The organism is Bradyrhizobium sp. IC3123 (assembly GCF_020193625.1).
Taxonomy (GTDB): domain Bacteria; phylum Pseudomonadota; class Alphaproteobacteria; order Rhizobiales; family Xanthobacteraceae; genus Bradyrhizobium; species Bradyrhizobium yuanmingense.
Window position 1 is genome coordinate 605,183 of sequence record NZ_JADYVF010000001.1, and the last position, 16,077, is coordinate 621,259.

Here is a 16,077-nt window from a genome sequence, read left to right on the forward strand (position 1 = left end):
TGACATGGCTGCGCTGAAACTCGCGATCGGCAACAAGAACTACTCGTCATGGTCGATGCGGCCCTGGCTCGCGCTCCGCGCCAACGACATCCCGTTCGTGGAGACGCTGATCCCGCTCTACACCGACGATCCCGCCGACAAGGCGCAGATCCTGTCCTTCAGCCGCGCCGGCAAGGTGCCCGTGCTGGTCGACGGCGACGTCACCGTGTGGGATTCGCTTGCCATCATCGAGTACGTCGCCGAGCGCTATCCGGAAGCGAAGCTCTGGCCTGACGACGTCGCCGCGCGCGCGCATGCCAGGTCGGTATGCGCCGAAATGCATTCCGGCTTTGTGGCGCTGCGCAACGAATGCGGCATGAACCTGCATCGGCCGATCCGCGCCGTGGCGCTGTCGGCGGATGCCAAGGCGAACATCGCGCGCATCGAGGAGATCTGGCGCGAGTGCCGCACCCGCTATGGCGCACAGGGACCGTTCCTGTTCGGCCGCTTCGGTGCGGCGGACGCCATGTATGCCCCCGTCGTGCACCGCTTCCGCACCTACGCGATCGAGGTGGCGCCGGACACCAGGGCCTACATGGGGACCATGATGGCGCTGCCGGCGTTCCAGGAATGGACCCGGGATGGACTGGCCGAAACGCTCGTCATCGCCAAGTTCGAGGACGCCTGAGCGGCAGTCCGACCGGCGCCGGCCGGAGGCGGGGACGCCAGCCGATCGGGAGGAGGGTGCGACAGGCCTGCGACAGGTCGGCGGAATAAGCAGCTCCGCCGGTACCATCGCGCCACCGGCTGTCCCGTTATCATCCTGAAATAACTGCAAAAATTGTGCGCGGGCCATGCCGGCATGGCGCTGGCCAAAAGCATCGGACGCGTGCTATACAGCCGCCCGGGTTTCCGGCCGGCCCTCGCAGTGGGACACTGGGCGAGGCGGGCGCTGTTTGAGTAATGGAGAGGGTGTTGAAGCACAAATTCCCCGTGGGAACGCGCGTCCTATTCACGGCCAGCAATGTCGCGCGTCCGGCTGCGAGCGGCGCGTATGAGGTCATCCGTCTGCTCCCGACCGAAGGCGACGACTGCCAGTATCGGATCAAAAGCTCGACCGAAGCCTTCGAGCGCGTCGCCAAGGAAAGCCAGCTCGCGCTCTCCTGAAGGCCGACGCCGTCAGTGCATAGGCGCCTCCCGGGAATTGTACTCTGCCGCCGTCAAAAAGGCCCGCTTCACCTTCACAAGGGTGGGCGGGGGCAGTTGCCGACTCGCGGTGCTCGCTTGACCATCCGCTCTTTGCTCGCGTGAGGGGACGTCGCGCATGAACTGGGCATGGGCCACTTCGCTCGACCAAATCTGGCTCTCGCCGGCCTTCCCGATTTGGATGACGCTGGCGGCTGCCGGATTCTTCGGATTGATTCTGCTGATCACGCTGTTGCGCGCCGACAGATCGGTCGCGAACGGCGCGCTGACCGTCATTACCCTGCTATCCATCGCGATCGCCGGCGCAGCCACGGTGCGTCTCTATGGACCGGACGCGCCGTCCGCTCCGGCCGAGGCGCGCGCGCAAGCTGTGGTGAGCGCGAGTCTGCCTGCGCTGTCCTGTCTCGACGATCTCGCCGGCGATGCCGTTGGCGCCGGCTGCGAGAAGGCGCTGTTCGGCGCGCCTGACGCTGCGGCCGCGGCGGTCTCCTACACCGCCGCCAGGATCGACCGCCTGACCGCGCTCGGCGATGTCGCCACGGCGGAGAAGAGCCTGACCCTCGACATGAAGGTGCTGCGCAAGTCGCTCGAGCGGGATCGTTACGGTCTCGTTGCACATGTGCTGGTGGCGCGTGACGGCTGCACGCAGTTCGATTGCGCCGCGTTCCGCTCGCTGACCGACCAGCAGCAGGTTGCCGCCAACATGGACTCCCATCTCTACGAGACCCTGGTCGCGCGCTATGCGCCGACCTGGAACGCGCCCGCAGCAGCCGCAGCGGCGATGCCCGCCAACGCCGCGCTCGCCGGGCTGCCGCCGTCAATGCCGACGGGCAGGCCGACCAATGCCGAGTTCCCGAGCGCGTCCTCGACGCCGCCGGTGAGCATCATGAATCCGGAGCCCACGGCGGCGACGCGCCAGGCCGCGCCGGCCGCAAATGCGGCGGCAGCACCGCGTGCGCCGGCCGCGGCCTCCGCACAGGCCGCAGCGCCTCCGGCATCGAGCCCGCCGGCTGCGAAGAAGCCGCCGCCCCAAAAGGCTGCGCGTGCGCCTGCGGCGCCGGTTCCGCTCGCGCCGCCGCCGGCCTCGACCGCCGCTCCCGCGCCTGCGGATAACGAGTAGATCGGCATTCCAAATGCTGGGTTGCCCGGCTAATGCTTGGGCATGCCACTCCATCTGATCAAGCTCGCCGTCGGCTGCGACTCCGTCAAGGAATTGAAGGAGTGGGTGGCCGAACGGATGCAGACCGCAAAGAAGAAGGGTCTGCCGCAACATCACGTCCACATCACCCGCATGGTGCCCAAGCGCGACGCCGAGATCCTCGCCGGCGGCTCGCTCTACTGGGTGATCAAGGGCGAGATCGCCGCGCGCGAAAAGATCATCGGCATCGAGCCGTTCCGCGACAAGGACGGCATCGGGCGCTGCCGGATCGTGATGCAGCCGAAAGTGATCTCGGTCTCGCCGCGGCCGATGCGCCCGTTCCAGGGCTGGCGCTATCTGACCGACGATTCCGTGCCGGCCGATCTCGGCAAGTCAGCGGCCGGCTCGATTGCGGCGATGCCGGAGCCGATGCGGCGCGAGCTGCGTGACCTCGGACTGCTCTAAACAGCCATATTGTCGATCAGCCGGGTGGTGCCGAGCTTGGCTGCGACCAGGATCCGCAAGGGGCCGTCCTTGCGCGAGGTGACCGGTGCCAGCGTCTCGGCATGGCGGACCTCGTAATAGTCGAGCACCAAGCCGGCCGCCTTGACCATGTCCGCACCGCCGGCCATGGCCGGCGCGATCGAATCGCCGGCACGGATGCGCCCGGCGCTCTCTCTCATGGCGTGGTAGAGGACAATGGCGGTCTGGCGCTCCTCGGGCGAGAGGTAGACGTTGCGCGAGGACATCGCGAGTCCGTCGCGCTCGCGCACGGTGCGGGAGCCGATCACCTTGACACCGAGGTCGAGGTCGCGCGCCATCTGCGTCACCACGCGCAATTGCTGGAAATCCTTTTCGCCGAAGATCGCGACATCCGGCCGGACTTGCGTGAACAGCTTGCCGACGACCGTGGCGACACCGCCGAAGAAGTGCGGGCGGAAGCGGTCCTCGAGGCCGGCGAGCGCCGGCCCCTCCGGCGCGATGCGGGTGGCAAACCCCTCCGGATACATGGCCGCGACGCCCGGGTGCCAGACGATATCGACGTCCTCGGCCGCGAGCTTGGCGATGTCGGCCTTCCAGGTGCGCGGATAGGCGCCGAAATCCTCGGTCGGAGCGAACTGGGTCGGGTTGACGAAGATCGACACCACGACGCGGCTGGCGCGCCGCTTGGCGAGGCGAACCAGCGACACATGCCCGTCATGGAGTGCCCCCATGGTCGGGACCAGTGCGATCGTGGCCTTTCGCTTGCGGAGATTGTCGACGGCGCGTCGCAGGGCGGGGACCGTGCGGGCGATCAATGGGCTTGCTGACATTGGGACTCGACGATTGGGAAGCGGCGCAGGTGCGGGGCGTCGCGCCCGGCGGCTAACCTTAACAAGCGGAGATCGTGGACGCCATGCATCCGGATGCGGCACAGCATCCCGCGCAAGGCGGCGTAGAACGTCGCGACATTGTGGGCTGGATCACAGACGAAAGACGGCGCCGCGACACATCGTGAGAACGGCGCGTTGCAATTTGCATTTCCTGTTACGCATTTCACTTGACCGCTGACGCGGTCAACTCGAAGATATTCGCAAGGGGTGTTGAGGATCGCCATGCTTGTGCAGGCTAGCCAAGGCCAATCCGGCTCGGCGCACGTGATCGTGCTCGGCAACGAGAAGGGCGGCTCCGGCAAATCGACCACGGCCTTGCACATCGCCGTTGCACTTCTGAAGGCCGGCCAGCGCGTCGCCACCATCGACCTCGATTGTCGCCAGCAGAGCTTCACGCGCTACATCGGCAACCGGTCCGCCTGGGCGCAACGTACCAAGCTCGACCTCGAGCTGCCGGTGCATCGCTGCATCAAGCTCGGCGAGACCATGCAGATTGCCGAGAACGAGAATTCCGAGTTCCAGCAGTTCATGGAAGCCGTCTCCGCGGTCGAGAGCAGCTTCGACTTCATCGTCATCGATACGCCCGGCACCGACAGCTATCTGATGCGGCTCGCGCATTCGATGGCCGACACCCTGGTCACGCCGATCAACGACAGCTTCCTCGATTTCGACGTGCTCGGCACCGTCGATCCCGCGACTTACGCAGTGACGGGCGAGAGCCACTACGCCGAGATGGTGCGTGACGTCAGGCGCAAGCGACGCCAGCTCGACGGCGCAACCACAGACTGGATCGTCGTGCGCAACCGCCTTTCCATGCTCGGCTCGCGCAACAAGCAGCTCGTCGCCGAGGGCCTGAAGGATCTGTCGCTGCGGCTCGGCTTCCGCTACGTCGACGGGTTCGCCGAGCGCGTCGTGTACCGCGAATTCTTCCCACGCGGCCTGACCGCCCTGGACGATATCGACGAGGCCACGCTCGGCATGCGGCCCAATCTCGGCCATCTCACTGCGCGGGAGGAGGTGACGAGCCTGCTCCGCCAGCTCAAGCTCCCGCTCGACGAGCGCGGCCGCCGCCGCGCGGCCAACCGGGCCGAGTGGTTCAGCCAGGTCGACAAGCCGCTCGAGGTCCACGATATCCTCGGCGCCTGACCTCGCGGTATAACGCTACTCCCGGCCAATCCGGGCCTTCGGCTGGCGCGGGAACCGGGACTGCGCCGCGCGCGTTTTCACCCTGCGTTTACCGCGAGTCGAACCCGATCAAGACCGGTTGCGTCGAATAGGGACCTGCACCCTCACGTAGCGGTATGAGAATGGGGTGCTCACCGAACGAGTGCAACGCACAATGAAAGGGCTGCCGATTCACAACATTTAGCCTTCCTGTCACGCTGCTGTGACATATATTAGGGAATAGGCGACAAGGGGACGAAGAGCCCCGGAGAACACGATTTTCAACAGGGATTCAGGCCGCTTAGGCCTGAGGCTGAGGACGAAAATGAAGCGTGGAATTGCCGTTCTGGTTTCGGTCAGTGCCCTCTGCGGCATCGCCTATTTCACGGCGAGCAAGTGGGCGATCAAGCACGAGACCATCACATTCTACGATGCCTCGCGCGATAACCGTCCGGTGCCTGTTTCAATCGCGGTGCGGCGCGACAAGGAAATGCAGGCCAATGCCGGCATGATCAAGCTGCCCGTCGCAGTGATCAATCACGGCAACACCGTCAAGAACACTGAGTACGGCTTCCTCGCCAACATCTTCGCTGCGCGCGGCTACATGGTCATGAGCCCGCAGCACGATCTGCCGACTGATCCTCCGATGGTCACCAAGCCCGGCGAGCTCTATGTCGGCCGGCTGCCGCAGATCCTGCGCGGCGTCGCCAACATCCATCTCGCCGTGCACGAGATGAAGAAGGTTCAGCCCAACGCCGATTACGACAAGGTTACGATGGTCGGCCATTCCATGGGCGGCGACATCACCATGTACTTCGCCAAGCAGTATCCGGATGAGGTCAAGAAGGTCGTCACCCTCGACAATCTGCGCGTGCCCTTCGTTACCGCGGGCAAGTTCAAGATCCTGTCGTTCCGCTCCCAGGATCCGCAGTTCAAGGCCGACGCCGGCGTAATTCCAACCGACGAGGAATGCGAGCAGGCAGGCATTCAGGTCGTGAAGACCGAGTTCCAGCACAACGACATGCGCGATACCGGTCCGGATGTGGCGAAAAGCTCGATCCAGAGCATGCTCGACAAGTTCCTGAGCGCGACCGACAGCGAGATCGCACCGGTCGACACGCAGTCCGCCCCGCCCAAGATCCTGGAGCCGGGCCCGGTCGCCCTGATGGCTCCTGCCAAGAGCTGACGTCCAAGAGCTTACCGAGCTGACGTCGTCGCAAGGCTGCACCAATCGTCGAAGCCTCCGCCGGCGCCCGCCCGCGGAGGCTTTGCGCATTGACCGGGCCGCATGCGCTGACCACATTAGCTGCTGACGCAAGGTGTAGCTGCGATGTCGGGCGAACCCATCAAACCGCGCGGCCGCGATGCCGTCTCGGCGCGAGCAGACGGCGTGCTGCCGCAAGCGCAAACCTCGACCTCGGAAGACATCGCCGCGTTCGTTGCCAAGGCGCGGACCCTCTCGCCGCATGCCCCCGGCGCAAGGGGGCGGCTGATCTTCGCGCTGGATGCGACCATGAGCCGGCAGCCGACCTGGGACTTGGCCTGCGCGCTCCAGGCCGACATGTTTCGCGAGACCGCAGCGCTCGGCAGTCTCGACATCCGGCTGGTCTATTATCGCGGCCTCAACGAGTGCCGAGCCACGGCTTGGATTTCCGACAGCGCCAGGCTGGCGACGCTGATGAGCAAGATCGATTGCCGCGGCGGCGATACCCAGATCGGCAAGGTCCTGAGCGAGGCCAGGCGCGAGGCAGTCGCATCCGGCGTGCGGGCCGTGGTCTTCGTCGGCGATGCCATGGAGGAAGACATCGACGAGCTCTGCGCCAAGGCCGGCGAGCTCGGCATGCTCAAGGTGCCCGTATTCGTCTTTCAGGAGGGCCATGACGCGGTCGCCGAACAGGCCTTCCGCGAGATGGCGCGGCTGACTGGCGGTGCCTGGTGCCGGTTCGATCCCGGTGCGGCAGCGCAGCTGCGCGAGCTGTTGCGGGCAGCTGCGGCCTATGCCGCGGGTGGACGTGAGGCGCTGTTGAAGCTGGCTGGAAGCGTGAGTGGCGCGGCGAAGCTGATCAGCCAGATGAAATAGCGGCCCGGCCGGTGCGGCTTGCGGCGCTGGGCGCCATGCTTTTTGACAACAGCACGACTATATTCCGGCCATGACCCTGATCGCCGGCGCTGTCGCCGTTATCACGCTGTACCTGCTGCTCCAGATGTTCCGCTCCGCCAATCCAGCGGTGCTGGCGCGCACCCTCAAGTTCGGCGGCGGCGTGCTGGCGCTGGTGGTTGCGGCCTTCACCGGCTTGCGCGGCGAGCTGGCGGTTGCGATCCCGCTCGGAATTTTCGGCGCGGGCCTGCTCGGCTGGACACCACTCGCGAATGCCGGCTTCGGCAATGTCGGCGGGCTGTTCGGCGGCGGTGCGACGCGCCCGTCCGGGCAGGCCTCGCGGGTGCGCTCGCAATTCCTGGACATGCGGCTCGACCACGATTCCGGCCAGCTTTCTGGCCAGATCGTTGCGGGGCCTCATGCCGGGCGCAATCTCGACGAATTCGATCTCGCCGGCTTGCTCGCGATGGTCTCGACGTTCGACGCCGAGAGCGTGGCCCTACTTGAAAGCTATCTGGACCGCCGGTTTCCCGCTTGGCGTCAGAACGCGCAGGGCGATACGGCAGGGCGGCAGCGCCGCACGGCGGCGAGCAGCAAAATGACGGCGGAGGAAGCCTATCAGATCCTTGGCTTGCAGCCGGGAGCGGGGCGCGACGACATCAGCCGGGCCCACAAATCCCTGATGAAGAAACTCCATCCCGACCAGGGGGGCTCGACGTATCTCGCTGCCCGGGTAAACGAGGCCAAGGATACTCTGCTTCGCACGCATAACGGCTAACTCCGGCACCAACGCTACAAACGCCCGTACCGCGTGAGCTCCGTTTGCTCTGTCTGCCGTCGCCCGCCCTTGTCGGCGTGGTCGATCCCCTTGAGCAAAGTTTTAACCGTAAATCCTTGACGAGAGGTTGTCGTGGAACAGCCTTGTCCGGAACAGCCTGCGCATCACCGCCTCACCAAAACGAAAATGCCCGCGCAAGGCGCGGGCATTTGGTCTGGAGCGGAGAAGAAAATCAGTTGCGAACGGTGATGCAGGAGATCTCGGCACGTTTCAAGGTGCGGCAGACGGCTTCGGCCTGATCGCGCTCGAGCCCGGCGAAGCGGGCGCGGTAAAGCTTGCGATTGTCCTTGGCGACGACGGGCTCGGTGAACGGGTCCGCCTTGCTGAGCAGGCCGCGGGCCGAGTTGCGGGCCGCATCGATGCGCTGCTGAGCTTCGTTCTCGCTCTCGAGCGCACCGACCTGGACGATCCAGCCGCTGTGGGTGACGGCGGGCTTGGTGGTGGCGCTCATCTGGATCGGCTGCGGTGCCGGGTCGGCCGAGGCGAGCTTGGGGGCGGCGGGAGCCGGTGCGGCGGCGGTTGCCGCCGGCAGCACGCCAAGGATGCCGTTGCCGGTGCCGAAGCCCGCAGGCTGCCGCGGCAGCTCGGTGCGGGCCATCTCGGCCTTCGGCGCGTCCGGCTGGCTCACCGCCTCCGGCTTGTTGATGAGATCTGCCCTGGCGACGACGGCACCTGAGGTTTCCGCGACGTCGGAGCGGGGCGGGACGGTGCTGGTGACCGGCGGCGCAACGACCTGGACACCACCCTGGGCCGGAGCCGCGGAGGCGACCTTCACGGCGCCGGCCTTGACCTGAACGGTCTTGACCCGAACCGGCTTCATCGGCTCGGACGAGCCGGGAATGATGGAGAGCGGCTGGCTCGAGATCACGCCATTGGTGAGCGGCGCCGGCTCCACCTTGGACTCCGTCGGCCGAGCTTCGGGTTTGGAGTGAGCGGGCGGCATCGCCGCAGTCGCTGCGGCCAGCGTCGACAGACGCGCGGCGAGGCGCGACGGGGTTGCTTCGGGAGCAGGGGCCGCCGCTGCCTGGACCGGCAGGGCGGGCCGCGCCGGCGTATCCGAGGCATCGGCGACATCGGTGTTGGCTTCAGTGCCGTTGCGCTCCGTGACCGCGGCGACGGTGCGGACGGTCGCGCCCTTTTCGATGTTCTCCGCGAGCAGGTTGCGCATGATGGCGTCGCGCGAGCCACCGCTGCGGCCGCCGAGCACCACGCCGATCAGGTGGCGGTTGCCGCGGCGGATCGAGCTGACGAGGTTGAAGCCGGAAGCGCGGGTGTAGCCCGTCTTGATGCCGTCCACGCCTTCGACACTGCCGAGCAGGCGATTGTGGTTGCGGATCGACTGTCCGCGCCAATTGAACGTCGAGGTTGCGAAATAGCGATAGTAGCGGGGGAAGCGCTCCTGAATGGCGCGACCCAGCGTGGCCTGGTCGCGCGCGGTCGTGACCTGCTCGTCGTTGGGCAGGCCGTTGGCATTGCGGTAGACCGTCCTGGACATGCCGAGCGAACGCGCCTTGCGCGTCATCATCCGGGCGAAGTCGTCCTCGTCACCGGCGATCGCTTCCGCAATCACCACGGATGCGTCGTTGGCCGAACGGGTGACGAGGCCCTTGATCGCGTCCTCGACGCGAATGGTCTGGCCGGCACGCAGATTCAGCTTGGTCGGATCCTGGTCGGCGGCGTGCTTGGACACCGGCATTTCGGTGTCGAGCTTCATCTTGCCGGATTCGAGGCGCTCGAACAGCAGATAGAGCGTCATGATCTTGGTCAGCGAGGCCGGGTGGCGGATCGCGTCAGGGCTCGTCGCCTGGAGCACTGCGCCGGAATTGCCGTCGATGATGATGGACGCGAATTTCGAGCTGGAGCTCTCGGACACGTCGTGCTGCACCCGGTGGTGCGCATAATGTCGACGATGGCGCCGCGCCTCGGCTGCGTCGGTGGTGAAGATGACTGCGGTGGTGACCGTAAGAAGCCCGAAAACGCCAACCCGCGCCCAGCGCGAGGCAGACAAGTTTTTACGAAGCATGGAACCCCGTCCCCGTTTCTGACTTGATCACCGGCTCGTGAGGCGAAATTGTGCCCGACGGACCCGGGATCATTACCTGCTCAGGCTGTCCCTCCGCTGGTGTTGACCGCGGGGGACGTTGGACCCGAGCCGCTGTTCTGGCTAAGGTGATGTTCTCAAACGGCTTTTGGCCGCTCGCGGAAGTGACCACGTCCAGGGAATCAAAGTAGGGTGGCCCGGTTTCCAAAAGCTTAAGGAACCCTTGCGGGAAACCCCGGGAATCTCAGCGATTTGCGCCGGATTTGTGCGTCGCACAAGATTCTTGACTTTGTTGTGCGTTGCACTAATTTTGGGCGGAGTCAGGGAGCCGGGGCTTCCCGACGCGAGCCAGGGAAAAGGATTCCGAAATGTTCAAGGTTGAAGACTTCCAGAGCTACGGGAAAGAGCAGTTCGAGCAGTGCGTTGCCTCCGCGACCTCGGTGCAGCACGGCCTCCAGGCGATCGCCAGCGCCTATGGCGACTACACGAAGAAGTCGTTCGAAGACACCAAGTCCTTCGTCGAGAAGCTTTCCGGCGTGAAGTCGCTGGACAAGGCGATGGAAGCGCAGACCGATTTTGCCCGTTCCGCCTACGAAACCTTCGTCGCGGAATCGCAGAAGATTGCCGGCCTCTACAGCGACCTCGCCAAGCAGGCGTTCAAGCCGGTCGAGACCATCGTGTCGAAGTTCACCCCGGCCGCTCAGTAACGTCTCGAGACATCCTGGAATCGAAAAGCCCGGCTGAACCAGCCGGGCTTTTTGTTGTGAGCGATGCGACCGTCAGCGTGCGACGCGCAGCTTCGACAGCGAAGTGCCGATATCCTTGAACACCGAGACCGTCTGGCTCGCCGAAGTGACCAGATAGAACTTGTCGCTGCCGCTGGCGCAATATTGCAGCACGCCCGAGGTCGGATCGCCGCCGGTGTTCACCTGCACCGTATAGATCGTGATGTTGTTGGGCTGGGCCTTGGCGTTGTCGCAGAGGACCTTCTGGCGAGCGTCGATCTGCGAAGCACCGCTGTACCAGCGGTTTTGCGTGTTGAGACCGTCGGAGAGCAGGACGATCGCATCCTTGTAGGTGTAGTTCGTGTCCTTGGCCGGGGCATTCATGGGGTCGCCCATCGACAGCGTCATCCAGCCCCAGGCAAGGCCGATGCCCTGGTTGGTGTTGCCGGTCGGAACCAGCTTGTCGATCAGAGATTTGAGCGAGGTCCAATCGTAACTGAGCGGCATGACCGGCTGGATGTAGGCCGAATTGCTGGAGTTGCAGTAGGAATATTGCTCGGCCGGGAAAAGCGTAGCCGAATTGCTGCTCACTGGAGTCGTGTTCTTGGTGTCATAGTCCTGGTCACGATCGGTGACGCACCCGTTCCACGTGTTGTGGTTCCTCGGTGTCCAAATCTTGCCGTTGTTAACGCAGGTCCACTGTCTCGTGTAGGATGTGTTGCTACAGGTCCCGTTCACGGCCTCCCAGTCGGACCAGTCGATCCAGCTCTTCGTGTAGTTGCTGCTGCCGACGTTGACGTCCTTGGCGAACGGCACGATCGAGATGTAGACGTCGCCGTTGGTCTTCGCGAGCGCGCTGAGCTGGTCGACCAGGTTCTTCGCGGCCGTTTTCATCGCCGGCATCTTGTCGTCGTACGCCATCGATCCCGTGACGTCGAGGACCAGGGCCACGCGCATGCGCGTCAGGCCCCAGGCGCTGGTGGATGAGGTGCCGACGTCGAGGGTCGGGAAGCCGGCGATCTTCATGAAGCTCGTCGTGTAGGTGCCGGTTCCGGTCAGCTGGATCGTCGAGCCGATACTGGTGCTCGCGTTGTAGGTGGCGCCGACGCTGACCGAGGGCAGGGTCTTGGTGTCCGTGAACAGAGCGTTGAAATAGGATTGGGCCTTGGTGGAGATCTGAGACGTCGAGATGGTGCCGGCGGACAGGTCCCGTGACAGCATCAGCGCGGTGGAATCGAGGGCCGACTGCATCGCGGTGCGCGCCTGGGCCGCGCGGCTATAGTCGATCGCCGCGCCGACGAAGCTCAGCACTGGAACGAGCGCAATGGCGAAGATCACTGCGATATTGCCTTGCTCGGCCGCTGCGAAACGGGCGAGTTGTCGACCAAGGCGGCTGACGAGGGGCAGACCAGACATGACGATCCCCGAAATCTGTGTTTTGCCCGATTTCGCGCCATGCCATTGAATGGCAGGTAAATTGGACCGTAGAAAAACGGAGCGTCTTGCGGAAAACCGTCGCAGCCGGGTTAACGGCCGGGTTCCTGGTCAACACGTTCTAAACCTGCCGCGCGGAAATTTTTGTCAAATCGCTCCGGATTGATTAACCTGATCAGGATCGCCCGGACCGGGAATCGGGACTGCTGCGACCGCATGGGCTGAACCCCCGCGTGCTTGCGGCGGGCCGGGGGCAGGGCCATATTGCTGGCGAGCGATCCGGCCTCGACCGCATTTGCCGGGAGCGGCGATCCAAGGCGGCGCGCCTGCGCCAGGCTCCGAAGGGCGGGGTCGCGCGGTGACCGCCATTCGCTTCCGTGGGGAATTTGAACGCCTGTGCCATGCTGCAATTGACTTCCAGCCTCGATCTGTCCGCGCCAGCCGCTGCCGACGCGCCTCGCATGAGCAATGACGACAACCGTTCGGGTACTCCCTCGGGTCCGAGCACGTCGGTCATCACCAAGGTCAAGCCCAAGACCAAGCGGCCGAACCTGTATCGCGTGCTGATCCTGAACGACGACTACACGCCGATGGAGTTCGTCGTTCATGTGCTGGAGAAGTTCTTCAACAAGGACATCGAAGCCGCGACCAAGATCATGCTGCACGTCCATCATCACGGGATCGGGGAGTGCGGCGTGTTCACCTACGAGATCGCCGAGACCAAGGTGACGCAGGTGATGGACTTCGCCCGCAAGCACCAGCACCCGCTGCAATGCGTGATGGAAAAGAAGTAAGACGGCTTGCGGCGCGTTTGAAGCCGGCTCTTGTACAAGCCGCACTGTGATTGTCGCGTAGCGGCTGCGCGCGGTGGGCTGCAGCCGGCAAAACTACGGAATTCTGCGCCGGCGCTGATCCCGCCCAAATCGGAACGGGTTTTGCATCGAAAATGCCGCAAGTGTGTCGCCGCCGAGTCGCGGAACCGGTCTTTCGCCGCGGTCTTGTATAACTATATGTGACAAAGGTTGTTGTTGCCTGACCGGGCGATGACGATCATGATGGTGGGGGCCATAGAGGACGCGAATGCCGACTTTTTCCCAAAGCCTTGAACAATCCCTGCATCGTGCGCTGGCGATCGCAAATGAGCGTCATCACCAATACGCGACGCTTGAGCATCTCTTGCTCTCATTGATCGACGACTCCGATGCAGCCGCCGTCATGCGCGCCTGTAGCGTCGATCTCGACAAGCTCCGTACGAGCCTCGTCAACTACCTTGAGACCGAATTCGAGAACCTGGTGACGGATGGCGCCGACGACGCCAAGCCGACCGCCGGTTTCCAGCGCGTGATCCAGCGCGCGGTGATCCATGTGCAGTCGTCCGGTCGCGAAGAGGTGACCGGCGCCAACGTGTTGATCGCGATCTTCGCCGAACGCGAGAGCCATGCCGCGTATTTCCTGCAGGAGCAGGACATGACGCGTTACGACGCTGTCAACTACATCAGCCACGGCATTGCCAAGCGGCCGGGCGTCTCCGAGGCGCGGCCGGTGCGCGGCGTCGACGAGGAGACCGAGACCAAGGGTAACGAGGACGCCAAGAAGAAGGGCGAGGCGCTCGAGACTTATTGCGTCAACCTCAACAAGAAGGCGCGCGACGGCAAGATCGATCCGGTGATTGGACGCAATTCCGAAATCAACCGCGCGATCCAGGTGCTGTGCCGCCGGCAGAAGAACAACCCGCTGTTCGTCGGTGAAGCCGGCGTCGGCAAGACCGCGATCGCAGAAGGGCTCGCCAAGCGCATCGTCGACAGCGAAGTGCCGGAGGTGCTGGCGGCGGCCACCGTGTTCTCGCTGGACATGGGCACGCTGCTTGCCGGCACGCGCTATCGGGGCGACTTCGAGGAGCGGCTGAAGCAGGTGCTCAAGGAGCTCGAGGCGCATCCCAACGCCATCCTGTTCATCGACGAGATCCACACCGTGATCGGTGCGGGCGCGACGTCGGGCGGGGCAATGGATGCCTCGAACCTGCTCAAGCCCGCGCTCGCCTCGGGCACGATCCGCTGCATGGGTTCGACCACCTACAAGGAATATCGCCAGCACTTCGAGAAGGACCGCGCGCTGGTGCGGCGCTTCCAGAAGATCGACATCAACGAGCCGACAGTCGAGGACGCCATCGCGATCCTCAAGGGCCTCAAGCCGTACTTCGAGGACTATCACCGGCTGAAGTACACCAATGAGGCGATCGAGGCGGCGGTGCAGCTCTCATCGCGCTACATCCACGACCGCAAGCTGCCCGACAAGGCGATCGACGTGATCGACGAGTCCGGCGCGGCGCAGATGCTGGTCGCCGAGAATAAGCGCAAGAAGACGATCGGCATCAAGGAGATCGAGACCACGATCGCCTCGATGGCTCGGATCCCGCCGAAGAGCGTGTCGAAGGACGACGCCGAGGTGCTCAAGCATCTCGAGCAGACCTTGAAGCGCACCGTGTTCGGGCAGGACAAGGCGATCGAATCGCTCGCCGCCTCGATCAAGCTGGCGCGTGCCGGCCTGCGCGAGCCGGAGAAGCCGATCGGCTGCTATCTGTTCTCTGGCCCCACCGGCGTCGGCAAGACGGAGGTCGCCAAGCAACTCGCGGCGACGCTCGGCGTCGAGCTGCTGCGGTTCGACATGTCCGAGTACATGGAGCGGCACACCGTGTCGCGCCTGATCGGCGCGCCTCCCGGCTATGTCGGCTTCGACCAGGGCGGCCTGCTCACCGACGGCGTCGACCAGCATCCGCATTGCGTGGTGCTGCTCGACGAAATCGAGAAGGCGCATCCCGACCTCTACAACGTGCTGCTCCAGATCATGGACCACGGCCGGCTCACCGACCACAACGGCAAGCAGGTCAACTTCCGCAACGTGATCCTGATCATGACCACGAATGCCGGCGCGGCGGATCTCGCCAAGCAGGCGTTCGGCTTCACCCGGTCGAAGCGGGAAGGCGACGATCACGAGGCGATCAACCGGCAGTTCGCGCCGGAATTCCGCAACCGTCTCGATGCCATCGTCTCGTTCGGCCATCTCAGCGTCGAGGTGATCGGCACCGTGGTCGAGAAGTTCGTGCTTCAGCTCGAGGCGCAGCTCGGCGACCGCGATGTGACCATCGAGCTGTCCGAGCCGGCGAAGGCCTGGCTGGTCCAGCACGGCTACGACGAGCAGATGGGCGCACGTCCCATGGCGCGCGTGATCCAGGAGCACATCAAGAAGCCGCTGGCCGACGAGGTGCTGTTCGGCAAGCTCAAGGGTGGCGGCCACGTTCGCGTCGTCCTTGTCAAGGACGAGGCCGACGAGACCAAGGAGAAGATCGGCTTCGAATTCGTCGAGGGCCCGGTCACGCCGAAGCAGGAGAAGCTGCCCGGCACCCGCAAGCGCCCGCCGGGCAAATCCAAGCCGGGTGGCCCCGGCGGCTCGAAGGGGCCGACCTCCAAGGGGCCGCTGGTCAAGGTTTGATCGGCACGTGATGAAATCGAAAAGGCCGGCTGCAAAGCCGGCCTTTTTGTTTGCACCGATGTCTGCGCGAGGAGGCCTTACGTTCCGGCCTGCGGTTCGCGCGGTGGCCGCGGCTTTCTCGGTGCGCGCGGTGCTGCGTGCGGGACCGACGGCTGCATCGTCACGATGACCGGATTCGGCTTGTGATCGGTCGCGGCTCCGGTCGCTGCGTCGACGCCCATGCCGACGATACCGCCCAACAGGAGATTGCCCGCAAAACCCGCGGCTCCGCCCGTCTGGACGTCCCGGCTGAGCGGAACGATTTGCGGCTGATAGCCTTCCTTCTGGAAGGTGATCGAGATGTCGGCGTTCCGCTTGACGACCACGGAGCAAGGGGTCGTGCAGGTGGTCGGAACGTCCATTCCGCTGACGACGGCTTCCACGCCTGATGGTGTCGATGAAATGCTGATATTCTCCGTCGTACCGCGCGTGACCGACGCGCAGCCGCCCAGCATGACGCTGAGCGCCACAATTCCAAATGAACGCATGAAATGCCCCTTGTCCCACCGCCACTATGCGCAACCGGGGCGGGAGGGCAATAGGCCATTGCTCC

General features: G+C 64.6%; 15 protein-coding genes. 11 read left to right on the forward strand and 4 right to left on the reverse strand.

Features of this window, described 5'->3' with window-relative positions:
* Positions 1 to 4: 4 nt before the first annotated feature.
* The 4 genes from I6F20_RS03070 (at position 5) to I6F20_RS03085 (ending at position 2,788) form a co-directional block, all read left to right on the forward strand.
* Complete coding sequence (locus I6F20_RS03070) at positions 5 to 667, forward strand: glutathione S-transferase family protein (RefSeq protein ID WP_225125061.1); 663 nt, start codon at positions 5 to 7, stop codon at positions 665 to 667.
* 275 nt (positions 668 to 942) lie between these two features.
* Positions 943 to 1,146, forward strand: a complete 204-nt coding sequence (locus tag I6F20_RS03075) for a hypothetical protein (RefSeq protein ID WP_085969273.1) — start codon at positions 943 to 945, stop codon at positions 1,144 to 1,146.
* Positions 1,147 to 1,303: 157 nt separating this feature from the next.
* On the forward strand, positions 1,304 to 2,305 hold the full coding sequence (locus tag I6F20_RS03080; protein WP_036025621.1) for a hypothetical protein: 1,002 nt from the start codon (positions 1,304 to 1,306) through the stop codon (positions 2,303 to 2,305).
* Positions 2,306 to 2,347: 42 nt separating this feature from the next.
* On the forward strand, positions 2,348 to 2,788 hold the full coding sequence (locus I6F20_RS03085) for a DUF1489 family protein (protein WP_225125062.1): 441 nt from the start codon (positions 2,348 to 2,350) through the stop codon (positions 2,786 to 2,788).
* Here I6F20_RS03085 and panC read toward each other — a convergent pair.
* Complete coding sequence (gene panC / locus I6F20_RS03090; protein WP_109143482.1) at positions 2,785 to 3,636, reverse strand: pantoate--beta-alanine ligase; 852 nt, start codon at positions 3,634 to 3,636, stop codon at positions 2,785 to 2,787. The two genes, I6F20_RS03085 and panC, sit on opposite strands and share 4 nt — an antisense overlap.
* 282 nt (positions 3,637 to 3,918) lie before the next feature.
* Between panC and I6F20_RS03095 the strand changes: the two genes are divergently transcribed.
* The 4 genes from I6F20_RS03095 (at position 3,919) to I6F20_RS03110 (ending at position 7,736) form a co-directional block, all read left to right on the forward strand.
* The gene (locus I6F20_RS03095) at positions 3,919 to 4,842 is read left to right on the forward strand and encodes a division plane positioning ATPase MipZ (RefSeq protein WP_225125063.1); all 924 of its coding nucleotides are present in this window, start codon (positions 3,919 to 3,921) and stop codon (positions 4,840 to 4,842) included.
* Positions 4,843 to 5,185: 343 nt separating this feature from the next.
* The gene (locus I6F20_RS03100) at positions 5,186 to 6,046 is read left to right on the forward strand and encodes an alpha/beta fold hydrolase (protein ID WP_036015213.1); all 861 of its coding nucleotides are present in this window, start codon (positions 5,186 to 5,188) and stop codon (positions 6,044 to 6,046) included.
* 144 nt (positions 6,047 to 6,190) lie between these two features.
* Positions 6,191 to 6,940, forward strand: a complete 750-nt coding sequence (locus I6F20_RS03105; RefSeq protein WP_036015211.1) for a hypothetical protein — start codon at positions 6,191 to 6,193, stop codon at positions 6,938 to 6,940.
* Positions 6,941 to 7,010: 70 nt separating this feature from the next.
* The gene (locus I6F20_RS03110) at positions 7,011 to 7,736 is read left to right on the forward strand and encodes a DnaJ domain-containing protein (protein WP_036015208.1); all 726 of its coding nucleotides are present in this window, start codon (positions 7,011 to 7,013) and stop codon (positions 7,734 to 7,736) included.
* Between the two features lie 232 nt (positions 7,737 to 7,968).
* On the opposite strand, the gene I6F20_RS03115 is transcribed toward I6F20_RS03110, so the two are convergent.
* Positions 7,969 to 9,819, reverse strand: coding sequence for a D-alanyl-D-alanine carboxypeptidase (locus I6F20_RS03115; protein ID WP_225125064.1), 1,851 nt, complete (start codon positions 9,817 to 9,819; stop codon positions 7,969 to 7,971).
* A 386-nt stretch (positions 9,820 to 10,205) separates the two neighbouring features.
* On the opposite strand from I6F20_RS03115, the gene I6F20_RS03120 reads away from it, so the two are divergent.
* Positions 10,206 to 10,544 carry a phasin family protein gene (locus I6F20_RS03120; protein ID WP_028135884.1) on the forward strand — a complete coding sequence of 113 codons (339 nt, stop codon included), beginning with the start codon at positions 10,206 to 10,208 and terminating at the stop codon, positions 10,542 to 10,544.
* Positions 10,545 to 10,616: 72 nt separating this feature from the next.
* On the opposite strand, the gene I6F20_RS03125 is transcribed toward I6F20_RS03120, so the two are convergent.
* Positions 10,617 to 11,978 carry a vWA domain-containing protein gene (locus tag I6F20_RS03125; RefSeq protein WP_225125065.1) on the reverse strand — a complete coding sequence of 454 codons (1,362 nt, stop codon included), beginning with the start codon at positions 11,976 to 11,978 and terminating at the stop codon, positions 10,617 to 10,619.
* Positions 11,979 to 12,457: 479 nt separating this feature from the next.
* On the opposite strand from I6F20_RS03125, the gene clpS reads away from it, so the two are divergent.
* On the forward strand, positions 12,458 to 12,790 hold the full coding sequence (gene clpS, locus I6F20_RS03130) for an ATP-dependent Clp protease adapter ClpS (protein WP_036015195.1): 333 nt from the start codon (positions 12,458 to 12,460) through the stop codon (positions 12,788 to 12,790).
* A 286-nt stretch (positions 12,791 to 13,076) separates the two neighbouring features.
* Entirely contained in the window at positions 13,077 to 15,485 is a 2,409-nt protein-coding gene (clpA, locus tag I6F20_RS03135) for an ATP-dependent Clp protease ATP-binding subunit ClpA (RefSeq protein ID WP_036015184.1), read from the forward strand.
* Between the two features lie 77 nt (positions 15,486 to 15,562).
* Here the strand turns inward: clpA and I6F20_RS03140 are convergent, their stop codons facing one another.
* A complete protein-coding gene (locus I6F20_RS03140; RefSeq protein ID WP_036025610.1) occupies positions 15,563 to 16,012 on the reverse strand; it encodes a PEGA domain-containing protein in 450 nt (149 codons plus the stop codon).
* Positions 16,013 to 16,077: the final 65 nt, after the last annotated feature.

Excerpts from the sequence above, each read along its gene's own strand:
- I6F20_RS03070 (WP_225125061.1), top strand. The coding sequence starts at position 5 with ATGGCTGCGCTGAAACTCGCGATCGGCAACAAGAACTACTCGTCATGG.
- I6F20_RS03075 (WP_085969273.1), top strand. The coding sequence starts at position 943 with ATGGAGAGGGTGTTGAAGCACAAATTCCCCGTGGGAACGCGCGTCCTA.
- I6F20_RS03080 (WP_036025621.1), top strand. The coding sequence starts at position 1,304 with ATGAACTGGGCATGGGCCACTTCGCTCGACCAAATCTGGCTCTCGCCG.
- I6F20_RS03085 (WP_225125062.1), top strand. The coding sequence starts at position 2,348 with ATGCCACTCCATCTGATCAAGCTCGCCGTCGGCTGCGACTCCGTCAAG.
- panC (WP_109143482.1), bottom strand. The coding sequence starts at position 3,636 with ATGTCAGCAAGCCCATTGATCGCCCGCACGGTCCCCGCCCTGCGACGC.
- I6F20_RS03095 (WP_225125063.1), top strand. The coding sequence starts at position 3,919 with ATGCTTGTGCAGGCTAGCCAAGGCCAATCCGGCTCGGCGCACGTGATC.
- I6F20_RS03100 (WP_036015213.1), top strand. The coding sequence starts at position 5,186 with ATGAAGCGTGGAATTGCCGTTCTGGTTTCGGTCAGTGCCCTCTGCGGC.
- I6F20_RS03105 (WP_036015211.1), top strand. The coding sequence starts at position 6,191 with ATGTCGGGCGAACCCATCAAACCGCGCGGCCGCGATGCCGTCTCGGCG.
- I6F20_RS03110 (WP_036015208.1), top strand. The coding sequence starts at position 7,011 with ATGACCCTGATCGCCGGCGCTGTCGCCGTTATCACGCTGTACCTGCTG.
- I6F20_RS03115 (WP_225125064.1), bottom strand. The coding sequence starts at position 9,819 with ATGCTTCGTAAAAACTTGTCTGCCTCGCGCTGGGCGCGGGTTGGCGTT.
- I6F20_RS03120 (WP_028135884.1), top strand. The coding sequence starts at position 10,206 with ATGTTCAAGGTTGAAGACTTCCAGAGCTACGGGAAAGAGCAGTTCGAG.
- I6F20_RS03125 (WP_225125065.1), bottom strand. The coding sequence starts at position 11,978 with ATGTCTGGTCTGCCCCTCGTCAGCCGCCTTGGTCGACAACTCGCCCGT.
- clpS (WP_036015195.1), top strand. The coding sequence starts at position 12,458 with ATGAGCAATGACGACAACCGTTCGGGTACTCCCTCGGGTCCGAGCACG.
- clpA (WP_036015184.1), top strand. The coding sequence starts at position 13,077 with ATGCCGACTTTTTCCCAAAGCCTTGAACAATCCCTGCATCGTGCGCTG.
- I6F20_RS03140 (WP_036025610.1), bottom strand. The coding sequence starts at position 16,012 with ATGCGTTCATTTGGAATTGTGGCGCTCAGCGTCATGCTGGGCGGCTGC.